Source organism: Cellulosilyticum sp. I15G10I2 (assembly GCF_900095725.1).
Classification (GTDB): Bacteria; Bacillota; Clostridia; order Lachnospirales; family Cellulosilyticaceae; genus FMMP01.
The window spans coordinates 910,023-923,222 of sequence record NZ_FMMP01000006.1 but is presented as its reverse complement, the minus strand read 5'-3'; the positions used below and the strand labels follow the sequence as shown (position 1 = coordinate 923,222).

Below are 13,200 nucleotides of genomic sequence, written 5' to 3'. Positions count from 1 at the left end.
GATAATGTATTGCAAGTTGGCGGGTTGCAACATAAAGTGGATGCTGCCGCATCGACAACTACTTCCCGAAAGGGAACAATAGGGAGGCGAGCCACGGCTGCTTTGGCGAAGGCAATAGAAGGCATGAAGAACTTGAAATGCAGTGCTGAGGAACCCTACGGTGTATGGGTAGTGACACGTCAACATAGTATATAGAGGAACTGGAGAGACCCTACTTCACACATTATAGATGTAAAGAGATTGCATATAAACTCTAAGAGCAAAGTTGTCAATCTGTAAAGAGGGAGTCAGAGGCGCCCATAGTACCAGTAATTATACAGACAACAAAACTGTATATAGGGAAGGGGCGCTACTTTATTCATGTTTTTTAGAGGAGGTAAGAACGAGTGAATGTCCAAAAGACTAACAACACCAAAGAAAAAGTTCGACAACTTCAAAGAAAACTATATCTTACAGCCAAGTCAAATGTTAAAAGAAGATTTCATGCCATGTATGATAAAATATACCGAGACGATATATTGCAAGAGGCATGGAAGAGAGTAAAAGCAAATAGGGGAAGTGGAGGAATAGATGGTATAACCATTGAGAATGTTACATGCTATGGAGAGCAAAGACTTTTAAATGAAATAGCTGAAACATTAAAAATGGGTGGATATAGACCATTACCAGTACGCAGAACCTACATTCCTAAAAATGATGGAAAAGGTAGCAAACGTCCATTAGGCACTCCTGTTATAAAGGATAGAATAGTTCAAATGGCTACTAAAATAGTCATTGAACCAGTATTCGAAGCTGATTTTAAAGACTGTTCCTATGGATTTAGACCCAAAAGAAATGCCCACATGGCATTAGATAAGATTTATGAAGAGGGAACAAAAGGAAATGCCCTATGGGTAATTGATGCTGATATAAAAGATTATTTTGGAAATATTAATCATGAAAAACTCATGTTATTAGTCGAACAAAGGATATGTGACAGAAGAGTCTTAAAACTTATAAAGTGTTGGTTGAGAGCAGGCATTATGGAGGAAGGCGAATATCAAAAGACAGATAAAGGTGCACCGCAAGGTGGGGTAATATCGCCCTTACTATCAAATATTTATCTCCATTATTTTGATTACATATGGGAGAAAAATTATAGACATATCGGTACGCTAGTAAGATATGCTGATGATTTTGTAATACTATGTAAAAGGAATAACCATGCAAGAGTAGCATTAAATATTGTGCATCAAATAATGAATAAGCTAGAATTAACACTGCATGAAGAAAAGGCCAAACTTGTAGACATGTATTTTGGAAAAGAAGGCTTTGATTTCCTAGGCTTTCATAATAGATTTAAAAGAGGAAGAACTAAAGAATGGAAATGGTATTGGGACTTATATCAAGAACCTAGCCCAAAAGCCATGCAAAAGATGAGAGATAATATTAAGCTAGTCTTTAAATATCCAAGCAGATTGTTACTGTCCATAAAGGATATGGTTAAAATACTAAACCCTAGAATAAGAGGAATGAAGAATTATTATGGTAGATTATACTCCTATGAACAATTACGCAAAATAGACTACTATATTATTAGAAAACTTAATATATGGTATAACCGTAAAAGACAAATAGGTCGGAAGATTAATAGAATTAATGACTGGAGGAAAGTATACTATAATGAAGGGTTACTCACATTAGCAGTATCGCGAATGCTGAAGATTGAAGAATATCGGAAAGCCGTATGCCGGAAAACGGCACGTACGGTTTGATGAGGGGACGGTGGATAAAACCACTGTTCTACTCTATAAGTAAAACCCTTGATAACAAAGGCTTAGAGCGATTATGCTTTAAGCCTTTTAGTGTGTTTATGTGTTTGAGGAAACATATTTATATGTTCCCAAACGAGCAGGGGGGTACACTATTTGGCGTTAATCGGTTGGTATTGCCAAAAAGTATAATTGTTACCCTAATTTGGGAAACCTGGAATTAGCAATAAATGTAGCAATTGATAATTTTAGTCAAAAATCTTAAAGGTTATAGAGAAACGATTATCGAAAATTGCTACATTTAAGTTGAACATCCTCAATTATTCTATGCCTATGAGATGTATATGAGGATTATAGAAAAGCTGGTTACAGCAAAAGTTTTCCGAAGTACACCGTGAAGAAATCTTGTGAAAATGAGTTATTTCAGCTGTCAATCTCAGATGGTGTTCAAGGAAGAAATGGCTGTTGAGGCTACAGAGTAAGAAAATGAAAAGTTAGGTACTCGAATTTTCATATTTCTAGTGTTTTTTCTAACCGTAGAATTGTACGCATATTGAAAATAGCAACCATTTGGTTTATAATGATATTTAACGATTGTGGGTCATTATTGACTTTGTGTTATTTTCAGAAGGGTGACATTATGAGTACTTCAAGCTTAATAAAAAAGCTGTGCAAAGAAAAAGGAATTAGTGTTTCAGAACTCGCAAGACGTCTCGGTCAATCGCCGCAGAATTTTAATAAGAAGCTAAAGAGAGAAACAGTAACGACAGAGGAATTAATGGCAATTGGAAATGAGCTTGCAGTGAAATTTGAGCAGTCTTACACATTGGAAACAGGAGAAAAAATATCGATTAGTAACGTGTCCGAAAAGTAGGACACCATTTTTTGTAAGATTGAATTATAAAAAGATGGGCAGGGCGTAAAAGATGGCTGAGATAAAGAGCATAAATGAATTATTGAATATGGATATTGACATCCCTGATTATCAGCGGCCATACAAATGGACAATTCAGAATGTTGAAGAACTTCTTGGAGATATTAGCACTGCAATCAACGATGCCGATATTTACAGATCAGCATTCAAGTATAGAATCGGTACAATTATTCTTCACGAGAATGATGACGGTATATTCAATGTCGTAGACGGTCAGCAACGGATTATTTCTCTGCTGCTAATCAAGTATTGTATTACCCCTGGATTCCAGTGCACAATTTTTGAGAAGGAATTTACCAACAAGGTTACACAGACTAATATTCACAACAACTATATGTTCATTAGAGAGTGCTTCTCTCTTAAGAATGAGGCGGATAAAAAAAATTTCATCCAAGCTTTTGAGGAAATTCTCGAAGTCGTTGTCATCAGTGTAGACAAGGTATCAGAAGCGTTCCAGTTGTTTGATTCACAAAATACGAGAGGAAAAGCTCTTGATCCGCACGATCTTTTAAAGGCGTACCACCTTCGTGAGATGAAGAAATATCCATACGAAATGGAGCATTCTGTTACAAAATGGGAGGCAAAAGATACTTCCCAGATTCGTGAGCTGTTTGATTTGTATTTGTTTCCGGTTTGGAATTGGTCAAGGGGGCTTAAAAGCAGACCCTTTACCGCAAAAGAAATTGATACGTACAAAGGCGTTTCAGAGACATCTACATATTCATACGCACGACGGGCAAGCAAGGCAATGCCATGTTTTCAGATTACAGAAACGTTCATCTCAGGAAATGACTTTTTTGAGATGGTGGACCATTACCTGTATTTATTAAGAGACATCAAAGCTGAGATTTATAATAATCATAGTCTTTCTGATATAAAATCCATTATTTGCAGCGGAAAGAAAATATCAAATATTAAAGAAATGGATACAGTAAAGTATGGCTCTGCCGGATTTGGTTATGCAAAAAATCTGTTTTATTGCGCGCTTCTTTGTTACTACGATAAGTTCCACAACTTTGATGAGATGGCTGTAAAAAAGCTGTTTACATGGGCTTTTATGATTCGTGTAGACATGGAGACCCTTGGCTTTGACAGTATTAACAAATACGCGATTGGTGATGGCAGCAATTCTCGATACTCAAATGCGGTAGCAATGTTTACAAAGATTAGCTTCGCAAGACTACACAATGAGATTTCAAGCATTCAGATAAAGGTGAAACGTTCACCTGATGAGGCAGCACATGAGAAGTGGAATGATTTGTATACAAAGCTGAAGGAAATAAACGGATTAGTGGAGGTATCAGATGAGTGAGTTAGTTACTGAACTTCATATTATCGACGAGGACAAAAACATATTTGATACCGACTTGGAATACATCATTCCCCTGTATCAACGAGCGTATGCTTGGGAGGATAAACAACTTGTACAATTGGTAGAAGATATCAGTGATGTTGCAGAGGGTGCTAATTATTATATTGGAGCGCTTATTGTATCAAAGCAAGAAAATAAGTACGAGGTGGTAGATGGACAGCAGCGGTTGACCTCATTATTTTTGTTGCTAAATTGTCTGGGGGTTTCTGTACAGAATACGCTGACGTTTGCCTGCAGAGAAAAATCCAACTATACCTTAAAAAATATCCAAGAGCTATTACTGATGAATCGCAGCAAGCTAGATATGGATCGCATCGAGTCCGGAATTCAAAATGGCGTTAAAATTCTTAGTCAAGAACTTAATAAAGAGAGATTTGATAAGGAAAGCTTTCTGGAAAAGCTCTCAAAAGTGGTTGTGTATAGAATAGAGGTTCCAGAGAATACCGACCTAAATAGATATTTCGAGATTATGAATACGCGAGGAGAACAGCTGGAGCAGCATGATATTTTAAAAGCTACTCTTATGAGCTATATAGAAAACAATAAAGAGAAAGCGCTCTTTGCAAAAATTTGGGATGCCTGTAGTGATATGACCGGATATGTTCAGATGCATTTTACCAGCAAAAATAATGAGGTGAGAGAAGCTATCTTTGGTACATACTGGAATGATATGCCTCCAAAGAGTTGGAGTGCTTACAAGAAAAAGGTTAAGTTAGGCAGTCTTGTAGGCTACGGCCATAAAATGTCTGAGATTATAGCAACTGATTTCAAAGTTGACAATGATGATGGATTTCTTGAAGACGATGTAAGGGTGCGCTTTGAAAGCGTAATCGAGTTCCCTTATTTTTTGCTCCATACGCTTAAGGTTTTGATCAACATTAAGTGCATTGAGCATGAACAAGAAAATGCAAAGATAATAGATGATCTCTTGGACGACAAGAAGCTAATCGATAACTTTAATCGTGTTATTACGTACGGTGTTAGCAGTAAAGGCAAGATTGCAGACAATAAAGAGACATTCTCAAAAGATTTTATTATTTGCCTTCTCAGAACAAGATTCCTTTTTGATAAGTATATTGTAAAGAGAGAATATGCGAACGAGAATGCTGATGGAGAGTGGAGTTTGAAAAACCTCCATGTATCTGGTCAGCAATCCCAAAAGAAGCCGTATTATAGGAATACATGGTTTGTGCGCAAAGGCGAGCATAATCAGGAGAAACGCAGCAATGAACGTTCAAAAAAGAATATAATGCTTCAGTCCGCTCTTCGTGTATCTTATACATCGCCAAAGGTTATGCACTGGATTACGCAGCTATTGATTTGGTTGTCTGAGGATAATTATGCGAATGCACTGGGCGATGATATGTTCGTATACAGTGACGTTATCGAAGAAATTGCCAAAGATGGAGTTATAAAGCAGTTCTTTGACGAGTGTAAAAATAGCGTTTACGATATGGGCGTTAGTACACCACATATTGTATTCAACTATCTCGATTTCTTGCTTTGGAATAATGACAGAAAAAAATACGATGACTTTACCTTCGAATTTAGAAATTCAGTTGAACACTGGTATCCACAGAATCCATCCGAAGGCACTTTCGAACAGTGGAAAGATGGTGTGAATCAGTTTGGCAATCTTTGTATTATCCAACGTAATGTGAATTCGAAGTTTTCGAATATGTCTCCGGAAGCAAAAAAGAGTACCTTCAAAGACATGATAGCCAAGGGGAGCATTAAACTTCGCATTATGAGTGAACTCACAGAAAAAAGCGGAGACAAGGTTGCCAGTCTGTACTGGAAAGAAACGTTATACAAAACCCATGAAGATAAAATGATTAGTTTACTCAAAATATCATGCTATCCGGAAACGGAGTAATTCTTTATATGGGTGTTGGAAAAGATATAGGGAGGTATCAGTAGATGGAGTATACAGATGTAGAGAGACAAGTTCTTTCGCTTATGGAAAGAACTGATTTTAAGAGCATATCAAAAAATGATGTGATAAGCTACGCATCAAAACTAAATGACCTACGCCCTGAAGTTGCAGCACTGGTACTTGCGCAGTTTCCTGAACTTGCAAAACTAATTCAATCTTCACTGGTTGAGTATAAAAATATTCTCGAAAAGATTGTGGCAAGCGATGATGAAAGCACGAATCAAGTCTATGGAATACTCAATAAAGAACTGGATAGTGCAGACAAAAGCAGAGTGGAATATATTAAGTTTGCTGATAAAGTACGTTCAGATTTAAGTAAGTGCCTTGATACCCCCAATCTGACACCACAGCAGCAAAAGGAAATCCGTGATCAAGAGATGGAAGTTCTGCGTATGGTAGACAAAAAGGACGCAGAAATCCGGGGGCAGGAAACAGAAACTGCTCGTATGGCGGATAAAAAAGATTCAGAAAAGAAAGCATTTAATTGGAAAGTGATTGGCGCAGCAAGTTTTGCTGTGCTTACGGCTATCGGAATCGGTACGGCTGCCTTAGGAGGCAATTTTAACATTAAGTTACCAAAAAAATCATAAGAGTAGATTTATTTGAATACCCAAAGAAAAACAGATATCAGAGGGGATGCATTATAGATCATACTGATGTAAAGGAAGACATATAAAGGGCATGACTTCTATATTGCTTTTGGAGCACAAAAAAATTATTTTTCCTTTTATACAGATAAAACAAGTGTTTTAGAATTGTTTAAAGCAGAGATGCCATCTACATCACTGGGCAAGAGCTGTGCAAGGATTAAATATAAAGAGCAAGATGCACTTAATCTAATGATGCATATTATAAAAGAAGTTATACAAATGCACAGAGATATCAGAAAAGATAATATTTATGATATCTCTGCAATAAAAAATGGAAGGCTATTCCTGAACATGGAAGAAATATACTAAGTTCAAACGTATTCTGTGCTAAGTGTGGTGTAACTGCTTTAGAAGAAGGGTTTACCATTCATGATGATGCGCCATATGGTATTATTTTAAGAGGAAAATGTAAAAAATGCGGTGGGCAAGTAGTACGCTGCATTGAAAGTGATTAATAGCATCGAGGAGAGCAAAATAAACGGAACAAAGAGAAGCAACATTAAAATAGGAGCAGCTGTTCTAGTTGTGCAAAAACAGGACCAACACACTGGCAAGTTGACAGAAGGCATTGTAAAAAAGATACTTACCAACTCACCAGAGCATCACCATGGAATCAAAGTAATGCTGGAAAGTGACATTGTTGGTAGAGTGAAGGAAGTCAAGTAAAAATCTTATCAAAAGGTAGATAGCGAGGTAATGGTAAGCCTACTAGTAACATTGAAGTTTAGGCTAACTATTCACGTGGAGAGTGTAGAATTGATGTCTAAAGTAGAGAAATAACAATAGAATTCATCTTGATTGAAAATGTGAAAAATCTAGTGAGCGAAAACTAGGTCAAAAATGCGTCAGGTCGTAAGGTGTGAATTGATGTAGGAATGTAGCTAATACAAATGATAAAATTAAAGGGAGGAACTAATATGGCACGTAGAGTATTTTTTAGTTTTCATTACGATAATGATATTAATAGATCAATGACAGTTCGTAATAGTTGGGTAACGCAGGGAAAAGAAGCAGCCGGTTTTGTCGATAAGGCTGATTTTGAACGAATTAAAAGGCAAGGACAAAAAGTAGTGGAAAACTGGATTGATGGACAACTTAATGGAACATCAGTTACGGTAGTACTTATTGGCGCTGATACTTTAAATAGACCTTTTGTACAATATGAAATTTGTAAAAGCTTAGAGCGTAATAACGGTATTGTTGGAGTTCATATTAATAGAGTCAGAGATATGAGAACGCAAATAGGATCCTCTAAAGGTAATGTACATACTATTATTGGTTATTATAAAGATGGTAAACCTGCATATTTCGACGATATTTGTGACGGAGTTTATGATTATACAGCACAAAATGGATATGCTAATTTAGGCTCCTGGATTGAATTGTCTGCAAGAGCCCATAATAAGTAATGGAGGTGGAATGTATGGAAAGCAAAATGAAACACTTAGAACTTATTCAAGGTGTAATAAGTAGAATGGCTGGAAATTCCTTTATGTTAAAAGGGTGGGCTGTAACACTTATATCTGGAATATTTGTTTTAGCTGGTAAAGATACAGATAAGCTATATTTTTTAGTTGCATATCTTCCTATTATTATATTTTGGGGATTAGATAGCTATTATTTACTGCAAGAACGTTTATATCGATCTTTGTATGATAAGGTATGCAAAACTAACGAAGATAAAATAGATTTTTCCTTGAAAGCAACAAAAGAAGAATTTAAAAGTGATAAAAATTGTTTAAATAGTTGCATTCTTTCATTGACTGAACTGTGGTTTTATTTACCGCTTGCCATTGTGTGTACAGGGATCATTATAATTACGCACCATTAAAAATCGATATGATAGAAGGTGCGTTTTATGCCAGGAGTAACTAAACATATTTATGATCATGAAATAAGAGATATTGTTTCGATGTGGAATATTCAAATAAAAACGATACAGTATGTTCTGCCACAAAAATATACTAATGAAGAGATTCTTATGTCTGTGAGGCAGTTTTATCCTCATGAATGGAATTCAGTTCAATTTAAATATGATTATTATCTTGCAAAGGATAGGTATTTAAAAAAAGGATTTGGAAAAGCAAGATATAATATGAAAAAACCAGAAGAGTTATTTGTGACTGTAAGTATTTACAAGAAAATTGTAGACGAAACTTACAGAAAAAAATATGCAGATAATTATTCTGAAGAAAGAGCGCAGGCTACATTTGGTGATTTATTAAAGCGCAGAAAAAATAAAATAGATAAAATTGATCAAAAAATTGATAAAGCATTGATAAAAACACAACAGGTGACACCTTCTTTTATAGACCAATTGATAGGGTTATATGAGAGAAAAACTACAGACCAAAAAGATAAAATGTATATATTACTGGAATTAAAAAAATATTATTGTCCTAAAATTATTCAATTTATGTTCAAATTAAATGATACAGAGTTGAATAAACAATTACGTATGGAGTCCTTTTATCACCTGCAGAGCTTTAACTATCAACCGAGATTAAGGCGACAGAAATATATGCAGATTCATACAAAGAATAAAAAAAGAAAAGACTTCCTGAAAAACATATATCCTAATCAAAAATACTCAATACCTAAAAATCCTGGTGAGCTAGAATATAGAATAGATAATTCTAAGGAACAAAAGATAAAATATTATGATTATTTTATTTCACATAGTAGTATTGATAGTTCATCAGTACAGAAGCTAATAAAGTTTGTGAATACACAAGGGAAAAATATATTTTGTGACTGGATAAATGATGTAGATTATTTAAAAAGACATCTTGCATGTGATGCAACACTGAAGGTTATTGAAAAGAGAATGGACCAGTCTAGAACTTTGGTTTTTGTTGTGTCAGAGAATTCAAAACAATCTATATGGTGTAAATATGAGTTGAATTATTTCATGAATTTAAATAAACCAATGTATTTTATAGCGAAGAGTGATATAGATAATGAAGTATTCAATTTCAAAGAATTAACAGATAAATGGTTTGTGGATTCAAATTATAAGGAACTAGCGTTATTAGAATCAACAAAACTAAAAATCACTACATAAAAACACGGGGTGTGGCGGGTCAAATTGAAGTTTTTTATAAATTTCAATACTTGGAGTCTTTTTTTACAAATGATGTAAATTCACACTTTCTGCCCCTCTAAATTCTTGCAGGTATATTCAACTTCTTTTATAATATTTTCTTGTATCAAAAAATAACAACTGAGGTAAAAATGACTAAGAGTTACTTGAAGAAATTTATCAAATATATAAAGAAAGTTTATCATATAGAAGATGGACTGGAGAATTACTTCAAGTAAAGAAGAGCTAATGAATTTAAAGGGAATAGAACTTTAAAAATATGAAGCCTAACATAACTACATAGAAAAACTTGTAATGAAGTTAGAAGGTGTGGTTGTGTTGGGGGGGTTCTCAAGTAGAGAAGGAGGATATAGGTGGATAAATTCTATGTTTGGTTAGATGAATTTAGGAAACAATATTCATGGATATGCCAAAATTATGTATTGGATCAAGATTTGTATCATTATACTTCCATTTCAGCATTAGATAGTATACTAAAAAACAATTCATTATGGCTTACACAGATTGAGTATATGAACGATTATGAAGAAATGATATACGCCATCCAATTAATAAAGGAATGCCTTGAAGAAATTGATACCCAATACATTAAAGAGTACATTTTAAGTCTATGCGAAGATATAGAAAACGGGAAAAAATATGGAGCAGTATTCATTTTGTCTTTATCCTATGATCAAGATTCTGTTTCTTTATGGAATAACTATGGTAAGGATGGCGGATATAATATACACCTGAGTAAAGATTTTTGGAAAGATGCATTAGATGGACATCTGAGTGATAATGTTGCATTAAATAAGAATCAAAAAGAGCCATTCAATGCCACTTATTCTTATATGTTTAGGAAGGTAATCTATAATTCGCAAGAACAACGACAGAGAATATTGACTTATCTAATGGGAATAAAAGAATTAGAAAATAGAAAAGAAGATCCTGAAGTTGCAACTAACATACGTCTATTAAGCTATCATTTGATAGATGAGGTTTGCTTCTTTAAACGTCAGGGGCATTCAGTTGAACAAGAATTTAGGCTAATGATATCTTTTATGAGCCCTGAATATGAAAAGGCATTTGTAAAGCACAGACAATTTAATGGGAGCTTTGTTCCGTACATAGAACTAAAATTAAAAAAACCATACTTTGATACTATTACCATAGGGCCAAGACACAATCTTGATTTTGTAGAGAAAGGGCTGAAATCATATTTAAAATGTGCGGATAAACAGATTGAGGTTTATAGATCAACCTTAAAATTAAGATTTTAATGCCTAACCTATATTAATAGGATTTTAAACAACTGCTGTTTGTTAAGTGGAGAAGATATCCTAAAATATGTGCTACACAACAGAATAAGTTCAAAATGCATTACTAAAGACGTTATTGACCTACTTATTTGTAGAAATATATTCTGAAAAGTGATACAATAAATTAAAATGAAAATACCTTAATATGACCCCTTTTGAAGTTAACTTGCAATGAAGTTAGAACGTATGGTTGAGTTGGGGGCTCATAAAAAATATGTATCTGTTCAGGCTTATGTCATCCTTAGATACAGCTAAAAAACATACCATTAGTCTTATACTAGTTCTCAAAAAAACGTCTTTAAGAAGGAACTTTATTTTTGAACGGTAGAGACTGAGAAGTTGCAAAAATATTAATAATAATATAAACACGATTCTGTAGGAGGAGAAATCATTGAAACAGTTAATAAAAGTAATGATATTTTTTCTTGTTTTAAGTTTAAATATTTTATGTTATGCTGGGCAAGATGTAAAGCCAGAGGGATGGGGAACTTTAAGCACAAGAACAAATGAGAGTATCGCAACAATTTGGTGTGATGGAGAGTATAACTTAGGATTATCTGACTCTTATAACTTATATGAATGGGGACATGTAGGAGGTGAAAATATTAGCACACCAAGACTTATTTTAAAAAATGCGAGAGAGATACTCGATTCTGCAGGGGCAGGATATGGTGCTATAACACATAATAATGAGCTATATCTGTGGGGACTTAATTATAATAATATAGTTCCATCTAACAATGTTACTATCCCCACAAAAGTGAGAAAGGGTGTGAAAAACGCATTTTGGGGAGGTTTTCTAGTGAATAACGGACATAGTATGTCTTCAGATTCCAATCTTTATACTGTTAATCTCAATAATGAGTTATTCGTTCAAAAGTATACTGCAGAAGCAGGCTGGAAAGATATAAAAGTTATGGATAATGTGGAGAAAGTATACTATGGAGGATATGCCAGAACTATAGCTATCACTACAGATCATGAATTGTATATATGGAGTCCTTTAGTATACTTAAAATCAATAGACTCCACACTCTATGATAAATCAGCGTTAAATGTACTTTCAGGACAAGAAGATTTCGTTGCAAATGGTTTATGCGATTCAAAGGTAGGACCAATTAAATTATTAGATAATGTAAAAGAAGTTTCAAGTTCAGTTAGTGGGTTTATGGCATTGACCTATGACGCAGATATTTATGTCTGGGGGGATTGTGCAGGACTACTTGGTAAAAAGAATATAACTTCAACTCCTGAAAAGTATATTTCTAATGTTAAATCCATTTGGGCTGGAAGAAATCGGGCACGTTTTTATTATATAGACAATAATTCATATTTATGGACAACTGAGCTTTTAAGATGGAAAAATGAGAAACCGATTTTATCTAAGGTGAAAAATGTTTACTCAGGGGTTAAGCAAGTAGTACATGCAGGAATTGATGGTGAAAGATTCTTACTTGAAAATGGAAAAGTCTTATCTAAAGGTACCAATAATTATGGTGAATTAGGTATAGGTGTAGTTTCGGCTGGTGTGTGGGATAAATATTCTACTGTACTAGGATTTAAAACAAGAAGTTATCCTACTCAAAGTTACATAAGTAACAATAGTAATGTTGATTTATCTATAGAAAGAAATAAGGTAGAAAGTGTAAAATTGTTTTCACATAATAATAAAACCTATGTCCCAATTAGAGCATTAATTGACAGTAAAGTGATTAGTATTAAGATTGCAAAGACTGGAGACTATGAAATTACCGATTTAAAGAAAAATAAGAAATATATTTTCAATCAGCCACAGATATTAAAGATAGATGGAAAATCATATTTAGTAATAAGGGAATTTGCTAATCAGTTTGGGTATAAAGTTAGTATGCAAGGGAAAGTTTTAGATTTGAGTTAAAGGATTGAACTATAAGCAGACTGAAAAGTCAAGTTATTAAATGACCTTAGTCTAAATATGTTATTTATTAAATATAAGAAAAGTAAAGATGAGATTAAGAATATATCAATAAAAATAACCATAGCATGTGCTTTATCTTCCGATATTATTATGCTGGTTTTATGAACAGTAAAAAGTTTGAAGTGAGTGATAAGGCGAAAGCAAAATGATTTTAAAAACAGCGCCAACTATTGAAGTAAAATAAATTATAGAGATA

General features: G+C 34.1%; 13 protein-coding genes. All 13 read left to right on the top strand.

All coding sequences use genetic code 11. The features are described 5' to 3' along the window. Nucleotides 1-9 precede the first annotated feature (9 nt). Nucleotides 10-195 carry a hypothetical protein gene (locus BN3326_RS04540; RefSeq protein ID WP_069997909.1) on the top strand — a complete coding sequence of 62 codons (186 nt, stop codon included), beginning with the start codon at nt 10-12 and terminating at the stop codon, nt 193-195. A 191-nt stretch (nt 196-386) separates the two neighbouring features. Continuing rightward, nucleotides 387-1,754 carry a group II intron reverse transcriptase/maturase gene (gene ltrA / locus BN3326_RS04535; RefSeq protein ID WP_069997908.1) on the top strand — a complete coding sequence of 456 codons (1,368 nt, stop codon included), beginning with the start codon at nt 387-389 and terminating at the stop codon, nt 1,752-1,754. A gap of 637 nt (nt 1,755-2,391) precedes the next feature. Next, on the top strand, nt 2,392-2,625 hold the full coding sequence (locus BN3326_RS04530) for a helix-turn-helix domain-containing protein (protein ID WP_069997907.1): 234 nt from the start codon (nt 2,392-2,394) through the stop codon (nt 2,623-2,625). Nucleotides 2,626-2,677: 52 nt separating this feature from the next. Beyond that, nucleotides 2,678-3,997 carry a DUF262 domain-containing protein gene (locus BN3326_RS04525; RefSeq protein WP_069997906.1) on the top strand — a complete coding sequence of 440 codons (1,320 nt, stop codon included), beginning with the start codon at nt 2,678-2,680 and terminating at the stop codon, nt 3,995-3,997. Next, a complete protein-coding gene (locus BN3326_RS04520) occupies nt 3,990-5,933 on the top strand; it encodes a DUF262 domain-containing protein (RefSeq protein ID WP_069997905.1) in 1,944 nt (647 codons plus the stop codon). The genes BN3326_RS04525 and BN3326_RS04520 overlap by 8 nt, the downstream gene beginning before the upstream one ends. Before the next feature lie 44 nt (nt 5,934-5,977). After that, a complete protein-coding gene (locus BN3326_RS04515) occupies nt 5,978-6,583 on the top strand; it encodes a hypothetical protein (RefSeq protein WP_069997904.1) in 606 nt (201 codons plus the stop codon). A gap of 165 nt (nt 6,584-6,748) precedes the next feature. Next, on the top strand, nt 6,749-6,952 hold the full coding sequence (locus tag BN3326_RS04510) for a hypothetical protein (protein ID WP_069997903.1): 204 nt from the start codon (nt 6,749-6,751) through the stop codon (nt 6,950-6,952). A gap of 138 nt (nt 6,953-7,090) precedes the next feature. After that, nucleotides 7,091-7,309, top strand: a complete 219-nt coding sequence (locus BN3326_RS04505) for a YwbE family protein (protein ID WP_330389612.1) — start codon at nt 7,091-7,093, stop codon at nt 7,307-7,309. A 251-nt stretch (nt 7,310-7,560) separates the two neighbouring features. Continuing rightward, complete coding sequence (locus BN3326_RS04500) at nt 7,561-8,052, top strand: TIR domain-containing protein (RefSeq protein WP_069997902.1); 492 nt, start codon at nt 7,561-7,563, stop codon at nt 8,050-8,052. 14 nt (nt 8,053-8,066) lie between these two features. Next, entirely contained in the window at nt 8,067-8,474 is a 408-nt protein-coding gene (locus tag BN3326_RS04495; protein ID WP_069997901.1) for a hypothetical protein, read from the top strand. Between the two features lie 27 nt (nt 8,475-8,501). Beyond that, the gene (locus tag BN3326_RS04490; RefSeq protein ID WP_069997900.1) at nt 8,502-9,707 is read left to right on the top strand and encodes a TIR domain-containing protein; all 1,206 of its coding nucleotides are present in this window, start codon (nt 8,502-8,504) and stop codon (nt 9,705-9,707) included. Between the two features lie 392 nt (nt 9,708-10,099). Further along, nucleotides 10,100-11,008, top strand: coding sequence for a DUF2971 domain-containing protein (locus BN3326_RS04485; RefSeq protein WP_069997899.1), 909 nt, complete (start codon nt 10,100-10,102; stop codon nt 11,006-11,008). Nucleotides 11,009-11,438: 430 nt separating this feature from the next. Further along, nucleotides 11,439-12,944, top strand: coding sequence for a hypothetical protein (locus BN3326_RS04480; protein WP_069997898.1), 1,506 nt, complete (start codon nt 11,439-11,441; stop codon nt 12,942-12,944). Nucleotides 12,945-13,200: the final 256 nt, after the last annotated feature.